The sequence below is a fragment of the Paenibacillus sp. D2_2 genome (genome assembly GCF_031199965.1).
Taxonomy (GTDB): domain Bacteria; phylum Bacillota; class Bacilli; order Paenibacillales; family Paenibacillaceae; genus Fontibacillus.
The window spans coordinates 2,282,175-2,296,952 of the sequence record NZ_CP133605.1 but is presented as its reverse complement, the minus strand read 5'-3'; the positions used below and the strand labels follow the sequence as shown (position 1 = coordinate 2,296,952).

The following is a 14,778-nucleotide window of genomic DNA, read 5'->3' as shown; positions in this document are numbered from 1 at the left end:
AATGATTTAGAAGCCTTTATGAGATTATAATTTGTAAACTTCTTTGTACTTTTGTTCCAAATAATCGGCTAGATAGTCTGGATTGAGATCTTCGCCAGTGACCTGCTTAATAATTTCCGCAGGTTTCAGCGACTTACCATATTTATAAATCTTGTCTGTCAACCAGTCCTTGATTGGCTTCAGATTACCAGCGGCAACCAGGCTATCGAATTCAGGCAGTTCTTTTCGGATCGTATGGGCAAATTGGGCTGCATACATATTTCCGAGCGCATAGGATGGGAAGTAACCGAAGCTACCGCCAGACCAGTGCACGTCCTGCAGCACTCCCTCACCATCGTTGGACGGAGTAACTCCGAGATAGGATTGATATTTCTCATTCCATACCTTCGGCAGTTCGCTGACCGGCAAACCTTCATTGAAGAGCATCTTCTCAATTTCATAGCGGATGATGACATGTAGATTATAAGTCAGTTCATCTGCCTCAATACGAATAAGCGAGTTCTCGACCCGGTTAATGGCACGATAGAATTGATCAACAGAGATCCCCTTCAATTGCTCAGGGAAGTGCTGCTGTAGTTCTCCGTAATAGCGATCCCAGAACTCACGGCTGCGTCCAATGAAATTCTCCCAGAAACGGGACTGCGATTCATGAATCCCCATCGAAGTACCTTGGCTTAGCGGAGTACCATTCAGCTTGGAATCCACATTCTGTTCATAGAGTGCATGACCGCCCTCATGAAGAGCGCTGAACAAGGCACTCGTCAGATCATCCTCGTAATAATGAGTAGTAATCCGCACATCTCCCGGGTTGATCGTCGTCTCGAACGGATGCTCTGTCTCGTCGACCCGTCCGCCATCAAAGTCATATCCCATCTCCTTCAGCATAGCCAGACTGAATTTATGCTGCTGGTCAATCGCAAATGTATTGTTCAGGAAAGCGGTGTCCGGTATCTCTGACGCCTCAGAAATTTGGTGAACTAAAGGTACGAGTCGATCGCGCAGTCTTCCGAATACTTCATCCAATTTCTCGGCTGTCAGGTCTGGCTCATAGATATTTAAGAGTGTATCGTAACGTGTACCCGTGGTCCCCAATAGTCAATAATCTCCTGCAATTTTCCAACGATCTTGGTGAGATATGGTTCGAAGCCAGCAAAGTCGCTATTTTTCTTGAAGTCGGTCCATAGTGTCTCAGCATGCGATACAAGCTCCATATACTCCTGGAATTTTTGCGCAGGAATCTTTACGTTACGATCATACTCCTCCTGAACGGTACTAACGAGGCGTTTGTCTGTCTCATCAAGTTCAGCAAACACTTCAGGCCGACTCAGATATGATAAGTAAACACCCATTTCCTCGGAGGTTTGTAGTTTGAAATTTTCTGTTGCCAGCGTGCCAATTGTAGCAGCTCGTGCTTCAGCACCATTCTTCGGCGCTCCAGTTCGTAGGTCCCATTGCAACAGGGCAACTGCTTCCCCATAGCTTGCCATTTTGCGAAGAACCTCTTGGAATTGCTCCCAAATTTCCGTTGTTTTTTGATTCATCCGATTTTTCACCTCTTTTTTATTTTTGGCCACGATCTGTTAAGTATCTGAGATGATGTCATCCAGCTATATAAGTAGAATACACCATGACATTATCACAGACGAGCAACATAATTCAATTATTTCGCCCGTTCTCTTGCTGATGCTTTTCTAGAGACGTATAATTAAAATTTAAGCGGATTAATAATTTTATTTCTATCCTACAGATCACAGCACCGCTTAATTTGAAAGGAGGTTCACTATGAACCGTGTAGAAACTATTCTTGAGCATAACCGCCATTTTGTTGAGAACAAGGATTATGAGTCTTATATTACCGACAAATTTCCCGATAAGAAGTTGGCTATTGTCACCTGCATGGATACAAGATTAGTGGAACTGCTTCCTAAGGCAATGAATCTAAAGAACGGCGACGCCAAAATTATAAAAAATGCCGGTGCGATTATTTCGCAGCCTTTCGGTAGCGTTATGCGGAGTCTTATCGTAGCTATCTATGAGTTAAAAGCAGAGGAAGTGTTCATCGTCGGGCACACAGGCTGCGGGATGGCTGCAATAAATTCGGATAGAGTTATCGAAACGATGCAAGAACGAGGCATTTCCAACGATGTACTAAGCACATTAGAAAATTCCGGTATCAAGCTGAACAAATGGCTACGTGGAGTTAACAATGAGAAAGAAGGTGTCATCCATACGGTTGGCATTGTAAAGAACCACCCACTTCTCCCTGCTAACGTTCCCGTTCACGGTTTTCTAATCGACTCAATGACCGGAGAATTAGAAGTGGTCATTAACGGTTATGAATAATAACTGACATACCCTTGCAGGCAAATATTGCAGCTTAGTGCTAATAGCTTAGAAAGGAAGACAGCAAATCTATGACTTATCAGTTTGATGAGCAGTTTGAACGAAAAGGGACACTCTCTTTAAAATGGGACCAAGCCGAAAGTTTGTTTGGCAATGCAGATGTCCTGCCACTATGGGTAGCTGACATGGACTTCCAATGTCCACCCGCCGTCATCGAGACTGTTAAACGGCGTGCTGAATTAGGAATGTACGGTTACACGATCAGAACTACTGAGTATCTAGATGCGATCACCGGTTGGTTCAGCAGACGACATAACTGGACGATTAAACCTGAATGGCTAACGGATACACCCGGAGTCGTTCCCGCACTTGGTATCGCCATTCAAGTATTGTCTGAGCCAGGCGACCAGGTTATCCTTCAGTCACCTGTATATAATCCGTTCTATGATGTGATTCGAAATAACGGCCGGATTATTGCTGAGAACCCGTTAATGCTTCGTAACGGACGTTATGAAATGGACTATGAGCATCTGGAGAGTCTGATGCGTGGCGGTGCCAAGTTACTACTACTCTGCAGTCCACATAACCCGGGTGGCCGCGTCTGGGACCGCGAAGAACTGGAGCGTCTTGGGAAGCTCTGCGAGCAATATGATGTCCGAGTCATTTGTGATGAGATCCATTGTGACTTAATACTAGCCGACAAGAAGCATATCCCGTTCTCTACGGTATCTAAGGCGATTGCTGAACGGACAATTACTTGCTTGGCGCCATCCAAAACCTTCAACATGCCTGGACTTCATTCCTCATTTACTTGTATCTCGAACCCCGAGATTAAACGGTTGTTCGATAAGCAAGTTCAGACACTGGCTGTAGGTGGTGTCAGCTTCTTCGGACCTTCTGCTACGATTGCTGCTTATAACGAGAGTGAAGAATGGCTGGAAGCTCTGCTCGATTATGTACGCGCCAATATGGAGTATGCGGTCTCGTTCATCAAGGAGCAACTCCCGATGCTGGACACGATTGTATCGGAGGGAACTTACCTGCTATGGGTGGATTGCCGTAAGCTCGGCCTAGACCCTGATGCTCTGAAACAATTTATGTATCAAGAAGCCAAAGTTGCCTTCAACGAAGGCTCACTGTATGGCGAACAAGGAACAGGCTTCCTTCGTATTAACTTGGCTTGTCCTAGCGCTCTGCTCAGCAAAGCCCTAGATCAATTTAAGGATGCTATTGCACAAATGATATAGAAGCAACTAGGGGACCCCTATGGGGTCCCTGTCATATTTAATGGCTTATTTGTTCGTTAGGATGCAATGATGCCCTCTTACTCCGTAACATGACATAAATCAGATATATCCCGTACAGCAGATACAGTATATTCAGAATCGAGACCGCCAATACTTCTTTATCTATGATGGAGCTACTTGTCAATTGTGCCAGAGCATCGAACAGAAAGTGAAACAGGATGAGGGGAATAATACTGTGCTCTATCTCAATGATTAATGCCAAAATGAAACCAATCAACAGCGCGTTAAGGACTTGCAGGAAGATATGAAGAAATCCACTCCCATTAAACGCATTAGCCATATGAAGAATACCGAAAAATAAAGCAGAAAATACGATAAAAAATACAGAACCTTTGGGACGTAATCTTTCACGGATAATGCCCCGAAAAATGGATTCTTCGGTATACCCGACTAGGAGGGAAAATAACAGGATAAGAACAATATCTGTCACCGAGAGTGAAGTATTAAATCCGCCAATAATAGGCTGAACTACCACGATTACAAGTAAAGGGAGATAATATAGAACTGCTTTTGCTTTATGTAGATTTGTTCTTGTAAATCCGAATATCCCGAGAGAAGCATCTCTCTTCTTCATATAAATTGTGATAATAACTGCCATTACGAAAAACGCGATACCTTGCGCAATCACTATGCCCCGGTCATCAGATTCCAAGATCGTCGCAACTGCAGACGCTACTGCTACTAACAATGTTAATCCAATCCCAAGCATAAATGAAAACAAAATAGGATGTTCCTTGCGTTGCTTTTCCTCCATCAACATCTTCCCTTTCTAACTATTTGAAATTATTTCTAATTTTCAAGTGTTATAATATCATCTTGCCAAATCACAGTAAACCAAAAATATCTAAATAACCTTATAGATAACCGAGTAGATCAGTTCATTGCAACGAATAATATACTCGGTGTGACAGCAATGTTTGACATATTCTTTCGCCGCACACCATAATATAATTACTTATGTAATAAGGGAGCTTATTTATTATGCAGCGCATCCGAACAATCGTCGACAAATTACAGCTAAAAAAATGGTTATCCGCACTTTATCAAAATAAATTGGTTCGGCTTATTCCCCGATCGTCATTATCGGTCTCGTGTATTGGGAAGGGCAAAAGGAATTCCGTACGATTCATTGGGGCAAAACCTTGTATTATCTGCGCCATATTCATCCGCAGACATTACTGTTCTTATTCTGCTTCTCTCTCATCGCTGTCTCCATCATGACCTTATATGATCTTTTAATCAGGCGTCATTTCCAGCTTCCATTAAGCCGCTGGCAGACCTTCAGATATGGATGGATCGCAAATACCTCCAGCAACTTGTTAGGCTTCGCCGGTCTGACCGGGGCTGGAATAAGGACTGCGCTTCTCCGCAGCCGTGGAACCTCCTATGCGACGATCGCCGCAGCTGTTGGCTTTCTGTCGACGATCCCGTTTACCGGACTGTCTCTGCTAGCCTGGTTCAATATTTCTGCAGTCTTCCCTGCCAGCCAAATTACAGAGGTTCATCATTGGCTTATATATGCAGTATGGGGTTCTGCACTATATTTGCCGTTATTCGTACTTCTACATCGGACGACACTATTCTCTAAATGGTTCAATCGCGACCGGGGGCAAATGCAATGGCGCACGATCGCCTCTGTAGTGACCGTCTCCCTTATGGAATGGCTGTTTGCCGGGTTAACTTTCTGGTTCATTTGTAGAGCATTTTTCCCGAATCTATCCTTTACCGCAATCTTCGGGATATACATAGTGGCAGCAATTGCCGGCATTATCAGTATGGCTCCAAGCGGGATCGGGGGCTTCGATCTGACAGCTCTGCTCGGATTACAGCTGTTGGGACACTCTCCTGAGAAAAGCGCGGTAGTATTAATTCTGTTCAGAATCCTATACTACATCCTGCCTTGGCTGATCGGCCTTATTATGGCGGCTTTTGAATTTTCTCGGATCGTAAGAAAGGAGTGTCTGTCGTATCGGAAGATAGTTCTGAAGAATCATCTTCTCAGAAGTCCGCCAATGAAGCTTATCAGACGGCACAAGTCACTAGTACTTTACGCAAGTTGCGCAGTTGGCCGGGACCGCTTGGCTTTATTGGTGAAGTCAGTGCCTGGTCGCTAAGTAAGCTCGTCTTTGTCGCAGGAGCACTACTACTTCTATCAGCAGCTACTCCCGCCCTTCTGTCGCGGTTCCATTTTATCGAGAGTGTTCTTTCATTACCGATTATGCGCTTATCCCATCAGCTTAGCGTCGTCATTGGCATTATGCTGATCGTATTGTCACGGGGATATCGCTGCGCGTCAAACGTGCCTATTCCTGGACGATGCTCCTACTCTTTGCCGGGGCGATCTTCACATTCGCCAAGGCATTCGATTATGAAGAGGCGATCATCCTGCTGGTCATCGCTCTCTTGCTATGGATGTCCAGACACCAATTTTACCGGATGTCGGTTCCTCTTAGGAAATATCACATCATTAGTTGGATGATCATTACTGCTTGTATTTCTGGAGTATATTATTTGATTGGGCGAGTACACGCCCTTTTCTGAAGAAGCCGTTTCATTTTCATTTGGGCGAGCATGCGCCTAAGCTGCTTGGATCCACTGCATTCATCCTTTCAGCAGTCAGCGGGCTACTTCTTGCCTGGCTTCTGCTAACTCTTTTTTACCTGCTCCGTCCGAAGCAGCTGAATCTGTCCAAAATCGGTGATGCAGATCGCGATAAGTTAAAGGATTTTCTAGAGCACTATCCCGGTAATATGCTTACACATATGCTATTTGCGGGGACAAGAGCTTCTTCTGGGCGATGGATAATCAAGTACTGATCCCTTATGCGAAAATTCATAACAAGCTTGTTGTATTAGGTGACCCGCTGGGACCGAAGGAAAAGATCAGTGATGCTATTCAGCAGTTCCAGAACTTTGCTGACCAATATGCACTAGAGACGGTGTTCTATCAGACGATTTCTGACTATTTGCCGCTCTACCATGAGAATGGATACAGGTTCTTCAAACTGGGCGAGGAAGCGATGGTTGATCTAAGTAGCTTCACCTTAAGTGGCAAGCGAAATGCAGCTCTCAGGGCGGCACACAATCGCTTCGAAAGAGAAGGTTATAGCTTCGAAATTGCGACGCCGCCTCATCAGGATAAGCTACTACAGCGACTAAAGTATATTTCAGATGAGTGGCTACACGGAAAAAGAGAAAGGCTTCTCCATCGGCTGGTTTGACGAAAATTACTTACAACTCGCTCCTCTCGCTTTGATTACGAATCAGGAGAGCGAGATTATCGCCTTCGCCTCCATTGCTCCTGTCTACGACCATGATGTTACATTATCCATAGATCTGATGCGTCATCTACCCAATGTCCCGAATGGAACGATGGATCAGTTGTTCATCCGTCTGTTCGAATTCGCCGGGAACAGGGATATTCCCGCTTCAATCTCGGTATGGCTCCGTTAGCTAGCGTTGGTAGTAGCCGAGCAGCTATGCGGGAGGAGAAACTCGCGCATATGCTATTTGAGCATGGTGAGAGCCTTTACGGATTTACCGGCCTAAGGAATTATAAGGAGAAATTCGCGCCTGACTGGGAGCCCCGATTTCTAGCTTATCCAGCGAATGTATCGCTACCTGTGCTACTGCTCGAGCTGGTCAGCTTGGTAGCTCGCAAACCGCGGAAGGATTAGTCTTACTAAATCTAATTCGGCTACAGCTATGAGATTGGAAACCTAAAATAGAATAAAGGCCGTCGCATGGGATATATCCCGGCAGCGGCCTTTATTCTGTAATTACATAAATACTTCTATAATCTCGATTTTCCGTTCTGTCGATAGATCATAAAAGTTCTTCTCTGATTGTACTAATGGTCTGAAGATATCCGAAGGATTCGTCCATACAATGGTCGCAGTCTCTCCGTTGCTGAGCCGAGCCTTCTTGCCAATAAAGTTAGGCATTAAATTGCGGGCCAGCACTTGAACTACACGTTCATTCAGTACGCCGAAGCCGAGTTCATATATCTTGCGAAGCACCGTCAACAGTGCCGGCTTATTGCCATTGTCATCCGGAGCAGTCATATCAACATAAGCATTCGCTACCGCCACGATTTGAGCATACGGATGAATTTGATCTTTGTACAATCCATGCGGATGGCCAGAGCCATCTTCTCTCTCATGATGCTGTAACGCTGCCAAGGCGATCCGTTCATCAGACATGGACTCCTTGATAATCTCATAACCATACCTCGTATGTTTCCGAAGCTCTACCCTCTCCTCATCACTTAAAGGATGGGACTGATTACGAATTTCTTGCGGTACTCGGCTCTTGCCTATATCATGCAAATATCCAGCTTTACTGACGGCCGTACACTCCTGTTTGGTGTACCCTAACCATGAAGCGATGTAATAAGACAAGAGTCCTACTTGTAAGGAATGATTGTAAATATTGACGTCATCATGCCCAAAATAAATCAACAAGGATACGACATCCTTCTTCTCATCAATAACCTCAAGCATAGGCTGTAGCTTATCATCTACCATGGATTGATTGAACTTACCGGTTGTTAAAGCCTCTAGGAAGATCGACTGGTACCCCTTAATCGTAAGCTCAAAGTTCTCCTGCAATTGGCTGGAGAATCCGCTGCGGTCAAGCCCGAATAGAGCGGTAGAATCGACCCGCGGTTCTATGTCGATATAATCGATGCTCTGTCTGTACAGAAGAGCGATTTCTTCTTTATGTATGCTTGTCCCTTTCGGTAATACGTGGAGCCCAACACGATTGAACAAATCGGATTTCAGCCGGTCCCGTCCTTAAGATCAGTAATATGCATTTTCATAAATGCTCAGCCTCCTCTCGACAAATTTAGGCCTTCCTAGTCTGTCAGATCTATACATATAGATATATGTAACTGAATTACGATAATAGCGATTCACTGCACTAATAATATCGAATAAAAAGCGCTTTCTTTAAATAGTTCTAAAGATTCATTTGCATAAAACTCGCTCCAAGCGCGAACCTTATAGTTTGAATCACATCATTTGGGTTGAAAGGGGTTGTTATCATGTCGCTCTGGGGACGTAAGAAACAACTTCACGATCACAAACAAAAAAAATCTCCTTCCAAAAGCGGACAGCCTCCTCAGACGGAATGGCCTGTTCTGGAGGCGACCAGCAACAGTCTCAAGACACGTCTGGACTGGTTCAAGCAGCAATTCAGCAATTGCTCTGACGTTACTTTCCGGGAATTCACCTTATCCTCCGGTGAGAGCTGCACGATTATATATCTTAATGGAATGATAGACCAGAACTCACTCCAGCACTTCATATTGCAGGATCTATTAACTGAAGCATCGGAATCATCAAATATTTATGAGACTCTATTTGAACGCAGGTCCCTGTCCGTCTCGCATTATACCATTACCTCCGATATGAACGAATGCCTCATCCATATTCTTAGTTCCTGCGCCACACTGGTTATCGATGGCGATAAGCGCATGATTAATTTCGAGGTGGCCTCTTATCAGACCCGTTCTATCGAAGAGACACCCAATGAATCGATTATCCGTGGTTCGCGGGAATCGTTCATCGAGGATCTGCCAACCAACTTAACTATATTGCGTCGTCACTTGAAGACGCCGGCCCTCAAGACGGAGAAAGTAGTTATTGGCAAAAGGACTCAGACCTCACTAATCATCAGTTATATAGAAGGTATTTGCAAGCCAGAGCTCATTGCCGAGCTGAAGCGTAGACTATCCTATATTGAAATAGATGGCATCGTAGGGACGTTCTACGTAGAAGAATTCCTGAAGGATGATCAATATTCCCCTTTCCCTCAAATTGAATATACAGAAAGACCGGATACCGTTACCGCCTCACTGTTGGAAGGAAGGGTAACGATTATGATGAACGGAACCCCCGTATGTCTGATTGCTCCAGTAACAATGTCTATGCTGATGCAATCTCCGGATGATTATAATATGTGGTTCGTCGCCGGATCATTTATCCGGTTGATACGTTATTTGTTCTTACTCATTTCCTTGCTGCTGCCGTCTCTATATATTGCGATTACTACATTCCATCCACAGATGATCCCCTTTCCACTATTGATTACAATCGCATCCGCCCGTGAAATCATCCCGTTCTCGGTCGTCTATGAAGTATTTATTATGGAGATTACCTTTGAGGCACTGCGGGAGGCATCGATACGTATCCCGAAATCGATCGGTCAAACCGTATCCATCATCGGAGCACTCGTCATTGGTACAGCAGCTGTTCAAGCTGGGATGATATCGGCGACGATAGTGATCGTCGTCTCATTAACCGGAATCGCTTCTTTTATTATCCCGCATTACGAACTTGGTATATCCGTCAGGCTGCTTCGCTTCCCAATTATTATTTTGGCGTCTATATTTGGTCTTTTTGGGATTGCCTGCGGCTTGATCTTGATCTATATCCACTTGGTCAATTTGAAGTCTTTCGGGATACCTTATTTATCTCCATTAACACCGCTTAGTAAGGAGGATATGAATGATACGTTCATCCGGATGCCATGGACGTTTATGCGTACTAGGCCATCACTCACTTCCAATAATCGTCACAGAGTTTCTAAGAACGCCCGAGGTTGGGCCAGGCCAAAGGGTGATAACGAATGAAAAAATGGCCAGGCAAAGCTATGCTATACATCACTTCTGCTATTGCTAGTGATCACACTTAGTGGATGTTGGTCATCCAAAGAGCTAAATGAACGGATATTTCCAACGATGATGACCATCGATCTATTGGAGGACGGAAATCTGGAGGTCTCGTTTGGCTTTCCAATCCCTAATCGGATGATCCCTGGCCAGACCGGGGGTTCTAGTAGCGGAGGCGCTGAACCATTTACCTTTATATCTAAAAAAGGAAAAGAACTTGGACAAGTGTTGCGAGATATTCAACTGGACACATCTAGAGACATCTTCTTCGGTCAGACACGAGTTGTTGTCATCGGCAGCCGCTACGCCCAGCACGATATGGGCACTCTCATCGATTTAATCAGTCGACTCCCAAATTTCCAATTCAGTACTAACCTTTTCGTAACCAAGGACAATGTAGATGATATTAAACGTACCTTAACGGTATCAGAACGCTTCATCTCAACCGTACTCACTAAATTAATCGACGATCATTTGACTCTAAATACAACCGTCAAGGATTTTCTAATGGCCTCGTATAAAACCGGAGATATACTAATCCCACAGATCAGTTTCAAAAACATTCCAAAAAGTGAGGTTGTTAATTCGGAGAAAATCTCTGGGCCAGTCCAAACGGAGCAGTCATTATTTCAAATGGTAAAATGATCGCCGGACGGCAACTGACATTTGATGAATTAAGGGGGCTCTATGGATTACTTCACAAATTAATTCTGCGATATCATCGATCAAATCACCAACGGACAATCAAGAAATTACATTCAAAATTGACAACATCCAAACTAAGATCAAACCTACATTCAAAAACAATCGTGTTGCCTTTCAAATCAAGAGTAAGGGTAACGCCTATTTATTCTCTTCCAATTCAAATCTTGATGTCAAAAATAACGAGATGATTATTCTGCTTCAGAAGTCTTTAAATAAAGATCTGGCAAACCTGATGCAGCAAACATTTCAAACTACAAAACAAGCAAAATGTGATGCCTTCCGGCTCAGCGACTACTTGGATTGGCGTTATCCTAAAGCTTGGGAGCAACTACAACATCATTGGAACGAGTATTACGCCGAACAACTCAAGATCGACATTGATGTAGACATCGCGTTAAATCTATCGGGAAACTACTATCGCTCTTCAGAACGTTATAAGAAAAATTGAACTTTGGAGGGAGGTTATGGGTTGGATCGGATTTGTTTTTACACTGATCGTCATCTTTGACTGGATGAATCAGCGTCATCAGAGAACAAGCTTGAAGAAGAGAATTATTAGTCTATCGATTACAATCACACTCCTCATCATGATTGAGCTACAGTATGCTCTTAAGGACAAGCTCAATTTGCCGATAATATTAAATTACATCGCTAATCATAGCTTCATGAGTTTCGGGAGCAAATAATTCAAGAGAGGAGTTGAGAAAATGCAAAAAATTAGTTCGCTACAAATTTTCTCGCTGTTCACTGTGTCCATGTATACGACTTTCACAGCTTTTCTCGAGAATTCCTTAGCATCGGCTAGCGGATTTTCCTCTCTTCTTTCCACACTATTAGCCGCATTACTGGCGTGTCTATTACTCTACCCGGCTATTAAAGTTACCAAATCCAGATCTGATGAGTTCATCATCAATTACGGGCACGAGCTTGTTGGAAAATGGCTGCATACAATACTAGTTATTATAGTCATCTTAACGAACGCGCTGCTTGGTGCAGCCACATTGCGGCAGATGTCTGACTTTCTGCTTTCCGAGTATTTAGTTGGAACGCCATCATGGGCTATACTACTCATCTTCAGTCTTGTTGCAGCATATGCGGTATATTCCGGATTATCGACGATATTCCGAGCAGCGCAAGGCATTTTTCTACTTAGTGTCCTATCCAATTTTCTGATTCCGATTCTAGCTTCCGGGGAGATCAACAAACCAATGCTCCCAGCCTTCCTCACGCATATTAATCCTGTTGAGTTAGGCAGTGGGATCTACTTAAATATAAGCTTATTCGGTGAAATATCTTTTTATTCCTAATTATGCCTTATTTGAAATCTCCACAAAAAACATACAAAAATATAATATCAGCTCTTCTATTCTCTCTGGTAATTATTCTGATGCATATGTTCTTTGTATTGTTGGCCTTCGGACCTGAGATCACATCGAATATGGCTTATCCTGATCTGGAATTAACCAGCTTCATTGAGAGCGGATCTTTCCTGCAGACCGTTGATCCCATTCTTATCATCCTATGGCTTACAGGGCTGTTCATCAAAGTATCTTTCACGATCTTCATAACCTCTTTTGCATAGCACAGCTCACCCAAGTCAAGGATCACCGTCTATTTACGTTGTCCTCCACCACCTTCATCACCATTCTGTCCATGTGTATGGTCAGGACACAACCTGAACTGAATGAATTTGTGAGGTTCAAATTGCCCGGATTGCTGATTGTCTGTGAATTTATTATTCCTCTGATATATTGGATCGTCTTTCTGATCCGCGGTCATTCCCCTAAGTCGAGGCAACAGCAAACATAAATACCGCCCCTATTAGGGGCGGCATTTGCAGATGCTTAAGTCTATAGTCTATTTATTTGTTAACGATTGAATGTCGATGAATGGTGTTGCTCCTCCAGTAACGGAAGGAAGCTTCCCATCCCATTTCTCCAGTGCCTTCTCTTGAACCTCAATCTGTTTCAATTGTATAAGCTCCGACGTAACTTCCTGCTTCTTCAGCTTAAGGGACTCTGCCTCCGCTTCGGCTTGGGCAATCTTCTGCTTGGCCTCGATCTCAACCCGTTTTAGATCATTACTGGCTTTGAGTGCTTGCTGCTGAGCTACCTGCTTCGCTTCAATCGATTGATTAAAAGCATCGGAAAACTTAAAATCGACGATATTAATCTCATTTACGATAAGATCGTACTTCGCGAGACGGGCTGTCAAGAGCTCGCTAACCTCCCCAGCAACGACATCCCGTTTGGCAATCAGATCCTCGGCCTGATATCTCGCAGTCACCTCTTTTACAATCTCCTGCACAGCCGGATTAATAATGATCGTGTCGAAGGCCCCTCCGATATTATTCATTAGATTGTAGGCCGATTCCTTATTCACTGAATAGTTGACGGCAACATGTGTCGACACAGGCTGCAAATCCTTCGAGGAGGCTGTTGTATCCGTCTCCGCCTTAGTCACTTGGGTGTTCACCTGAATGACCGACTGAATGAACGGAATCTTGAAGTGAATTCCTGGGGACAATACCTCGCTGTTCAATTTTCCAAACGTTTTATACAATCCGACATGCCCGAATTCTACCTGTGTGAAGCTCCCCATTCCTATAATTCCGACAACGATAACCGTGATAATAAGGCCTGACAATCCACGCAGTTTGACAGTCTTCTTTGATCCAGGGTTTGTTCCCATCTCCATATGGATCCCTCCGTTTTTCATATCTTGCCATCTTTTTTTGAACGCACATTACTAATAGTACGTGGCACTCTGGAAAAAGTAGCAAAATTTACAACAGAGTTTATTTCCGCGAAAGCCAGGCCCGTTCTTGATTCCAATTCAGATCAACCGGCATTTCGAAGAAATCAGACAGACGGGCTCCATCCAGCACTTCCTGTGTCCTGCCCTGGGCAAAAATCTCTCCACGCCGGATCAATAAAGAATGTGAGAAGATCGGTAAAATCTCCTCGGTATGGTGTGTCACATAGATCATAGTTGGGGCTTCTGGCTTCTCCGCAAGCTCACTGATACTGTCAAGCAAACCTTCCTTCGATATAAAATCAAGCCCATTCGCTGCCTCATCAAGAATCAGCAGGCGTGGTGCCGCCATCAAAGCCCTGGCAATCAACAGCTTCTGCTTCTCACCTTGAGAACAGGTTTGGTATGTTCGATCCATGAGATGTCCACAGCGTAATTGCTCCATGAGGGCGGCTGCCTGCTCGAAATCAGCCTCCGTAGGCTTATCATAAAGACCGATTGAGGCGAATTTGCCACTAACAACGAGATTTTGTGCCTTCTCATTACCATGTAGCCGTTCTTGCAGCGAAGAGCTGACCCAACCTATTGATTTACGTAATTCTCTTAGATCTACCTCGCCAAATTTATGGCCAAGTACGCTGATCTGTCCAGTTGTCGGCCAGATGTAGCCGCAGAGTAAATTTAGAAGCGTGGTCTTGCCTGAGCCATTTAGGCCAAATAAAGCCCAATGCTCTCCTTCCTGTACGTTCCAATCGATTTGCTGTAGCACCGTTTTTCCTTCACGCCGCCAGCTAACACCCTTCATCTCAACAACATTCTTCTCCATAGCTCTCCCTGCCTCTCCCCAATTTTTGTATAATAATCCCAAGCTACTCTGCTGTAATGATTTTGTCAAGAATTTGATATATTCTGCAGAAGAACGAAAGACACTGATCCTTTCCGTTGCTATTTCTTTATTCCTTTACTAGAATACTAGCAAAGGATGGTAGATACA

The 14,778-nt window shown here is 44.1% G+C and carries 15 protein-coding genes and 2 pseudogenes; 12 read left to right on the top strand and 5 right to left on the bottom strand.

What is annotated here, in order from left to right; all coding sequences use genetic code 11:
- Positions 1–24: 24 nt before the first annotated feature.
- Positions 25–1,541 (bottom strand): annotated as a pseudogene (locus RE628_RS11670) (carboxypeptidase M32).
- 241 nt (positions 1,542–1,782) lie between these two features.
- Here RE628_RS11670 and RE628_RS11665 point away from each other — a divergent pair.
- Both RE628_RS11665 and RE628_RS11660 read left to right on the top strand, forming a co-directional pair.
- Positions 1,783–2,343 carry a beta-class carbonic anhydrase gene (locus RE628_RS11665; RefSeq protein WP_309158844.1) on the top strand — a complete coding sequence of 187 codons (561 nt, stop codon included), beginning with the start codon at positions 1,783–1,785 and terminating at the stop codon, positions 2,341–2,343.
- A 71-nt stretch (positions 2,344–2,414) separates the two neighbouring features.
- Positions 2,415–3,590: a MalY/PatB family protein gene (locus tag RE628_RS11660; protein WP_309158843.1), complete on the top strand. Its 1,176-nt coding sequence runs from the start codon at positions 2,415–2,417 to the stop codon at positions 3,588–3,590.
- A gap of 37 nt (positions 3,591–3,627) precedes the next feature.
- Here RE628_RS11660 and RE628_RS11655 read toward each other — a convergent pair whose 3' ends face one another.
- On the bottom strand, positions 3,628–4,404 hold the full coding sequence (locus tag RE628_RS11655) for a CPBP family intramembrane glutamic endopeptidase (protein WP_309158842.1): 777 nt from the start codon (positions 4,402–4,404) through the stop codon (positions 3,628–3,630).
- A gap of 337 nt (positions 4,405–4,741) precedes the next feature.
- Between RE628_RS11655 and RE628_RS11650 the strand changes: the two genes are divergently transcribed.
- The 4 genes and pseudogenes from RE628_RS11650 (at position 4,742) to RE628_RS29605 (ending at position 7,326) form a co-directional block, all read left to right on the top strand.
- Entirely contained in the window at positions 4,742–5,764 is a 1,023-nt protein-coding gene (locus RE628_RS11650; protein WP_309158841.1) for a flippase-like domain-containing protein, read from the top strand.
- Positions 5,765–5,966: 202 nt separating this feature from the next.
- Complete coding sequence (locus RE628_RS11645) at positions 5,967–6,191, top strand: hypothetical protein (protein ID WP_309158840.1); 225 nt, start codon at positions 5,967–5,969, stop codon at positions 6,189–6,191.
- Between the two features lie 20 nt (positions 6,192–6,211).
- Positions 6,212–6,466, top strand: coding sequence for a hypothetical protein (locus RE628_RS11640; protein ID WP_309158839.1), 255 nt, complete (start codon positions 6,212–6,214; stop codon positions 6,464–6,466).
- Positions 6,448–7,326 (top strand): annotated as a pseudogene (locus RE628_RS29605) (phosphatidylglycerol lysyltransferase domain-containing protein). Before RE628_RS11640 ends, RE628_RS29605 begins: the two are co-directional and overlap by 19 nt.
- 102 nt (positions 7,327–7,428) lie before the next feature.
- Here the strand turns inward: RE628_RS29605 and RE628_RS11620 are convergent.
- Positions 7,429–8,421 carry an HD-GYP domain-containing protein gene (locus RE628_RS11620; protein ID WP_309158835.1) on the bottom strand — a complete coding sequence of 331 codons (993 nt, stop codon included), beginning with the start codon at positions 8,419–8,421 and terminating at the stop codon, positions 7,429–7,431.
- A 275-nt stretch (positions 8,422–8,696) separates the two neighbouring features.
- Here RE628_RS11620 and RE628_RS11615 point away from each other — a divergent pair, with 275 nt between their 5' ends.
- The 6 genes from RE628_RS11615 to RE628_RS11590 are packed head-to-tail and all read left to right on the top strand — an operon-like array spanning position 8,697 to position 12,612.
- Complete coding sequence (locus RE628_RS11615; RefSeq protein WP_309158834.1) at positions 8,697–10,286, top strand: spore germination protein; 1,590 nt, start codon at positions 8,697–8,699, stop codon at positions 10,284–10,286.
- Between the two features lie 48 nt (positions 10,287–10,334).
- Positions 10,335–10,970, top strand: a complete 636-nt coding sequence (locus RE628_RS11610; protein ID WP_309158833.1) for a Ger(x)C family spore germination protein — start codon at positions 10,335–10,337, stop codon at positions 10,968–10,970.
- Between the two features lie 28 nt (positions 10,971–10,998).
- The gene (locus RE628_RS11605; protein ID WP_309159448.1) at positions 10,999–11,478 is read left to right on the top strand and encodes a Ger(x)C family spore germination C-terminal domain-containing protein; all 480 of its coding nucleotides are present in this window, start codon (positions 10,999–11,001) and stop codon (positions 11,476–11,478) included.
- A 16-nt stretch (positions 11,479–11,494) separates the two neighbouring features.
- Complete coding sequence (locus RE628_RS11600; protein ID WP_309158832.1) at positions 11,495–11,716, top strand: hypothetical protein; 222 nt, start codon at positions 11,495–11,497, stop codon at positions 11,714–11,716.
- A 21-nt stretch (positions 11,717–11,737) separates the two neighbouring features.
- Positions 11,738–12,337 carry a GerAB/ArcD/ProY family transporter gene (locus RE628_RS11595; RefSeq protein ID WP_309158831.1) on the top strand — a complete coding sequence of 200 codons (600 nt, stop codon included), beginning with the start codon at positions 11,738–11,740 and terminating at the stop codon, positions 12,335–12,337.
- 2 nt (positions 12,338–12,339) lie between these two features.
- Positions 12,340–12,612, top strand: a complete 273-nt coding sequence (locus tag RE628_RS11590) for a GerAB/ArcD/ProY family transporter (protein WP_309158830.1) — start codon at positions 12,340–12,342, stop codon at positions 12,610–12,612.
- A 275-nt stretch (positions 12,613–12,887) separates the two neighbouring features.
- On the opposite strand, the gene RE628_RS11585 is transcribed toward RE628_RS11590, so the two are convergent.
- Positions 12,888–13,721 carry a prohibitin family protein gene (locus RE628_RS11585; protein WP_375143109.1) on the bottom strand — a complete coding sequence of 278 codons (834 nt, stop codon included), beginning with the start codon at positions 13,719–13,721 and terminating at the stop codon, positions 12,888–12,890.
- A 106-nt stretch (positions 13,722–13,827) separates the two neighbouring features.
- Positions 13,828–14,610 (bottom strand): ABC transporter ATP-binding protein, encoded by a 783-nt coding sequence (locus tag RE628_RS11580; RefSeq protein ID WP_309158828.1) that lies wholly within the window; start codon positions 14,608–14,610, stop codon positions 13,828–13,830.
- Positions 14,611–14,778: the final 168 nt, after the last annotated feature.

Coding starts and splice junctions, on each gene's coding strand:
- RE628_RS11665 (WP_309158844.1), top strand. CDS start 1,783: ATGAACCGTGTAGAAACTATTCTTGAGCATAACCGCCATTTTGTTGAG.
- RE628_RS11660 (WP_309158843.1), top strand. CDS start 2,415: ATGACTTATCAGTTTGATGAGCAGTTTGAACGAAAAGGGACACTCTCT.
- RE628_RS11655 (WP_309158842.1), bottom strand. CDS start 4,404: ATGGAGGAAAAGCAACGCAAGGAACATCCTATTTTGTTTTCATTTATG.
- RE628_RS11645 (WP_309158840.1), top strand. CDS start 5,967: ATGCTCCTACTCTTTGCCGGGGCGATCTTCACATTCGCCAAGGCATTC.
- RE628_RS11615 (WP_309158834.1), top strand. CDS start 8,697: ATGTCGCTCTGGGGACGTAAGAAACAACTTCACGATCACAAACAAAAA.
- RE628_RS11600 (WP_309158832.1), top strand. CDS start 11,495: ATGGGTTGGATCGGATTTGTTTTTACACTGATCGTCATCTTTGACTGG.
- RE628_RS11595 (WP_309158831.1), top strand. CDS start 11,738: ATGCAAAAAATTAGTTCGCTACAAATTTTCTCGCTGTTCACTGTGTCC.
- RE628_RS11590 (WP_309158830.1), top strand. CDS start 12,340: ATGCCTTATTTGAAATCTCCACAAAAAACATACAAAAATATAATATCA.
- RE628_RS11585 (WP_375143109.1), bottom strand. CDS start 13,721: ATGGGAACAAACCCTGGATCAAAGAAGACTGTCAAACTGCGTGGATTG.
- RE628_RS11580 (WP_309158828.1), bottom strand. CDS start 14,610: ATGGAGAAGAATGTTGTTGAGATGAAGGGTGTTAGCTGGCGGCGTGAA.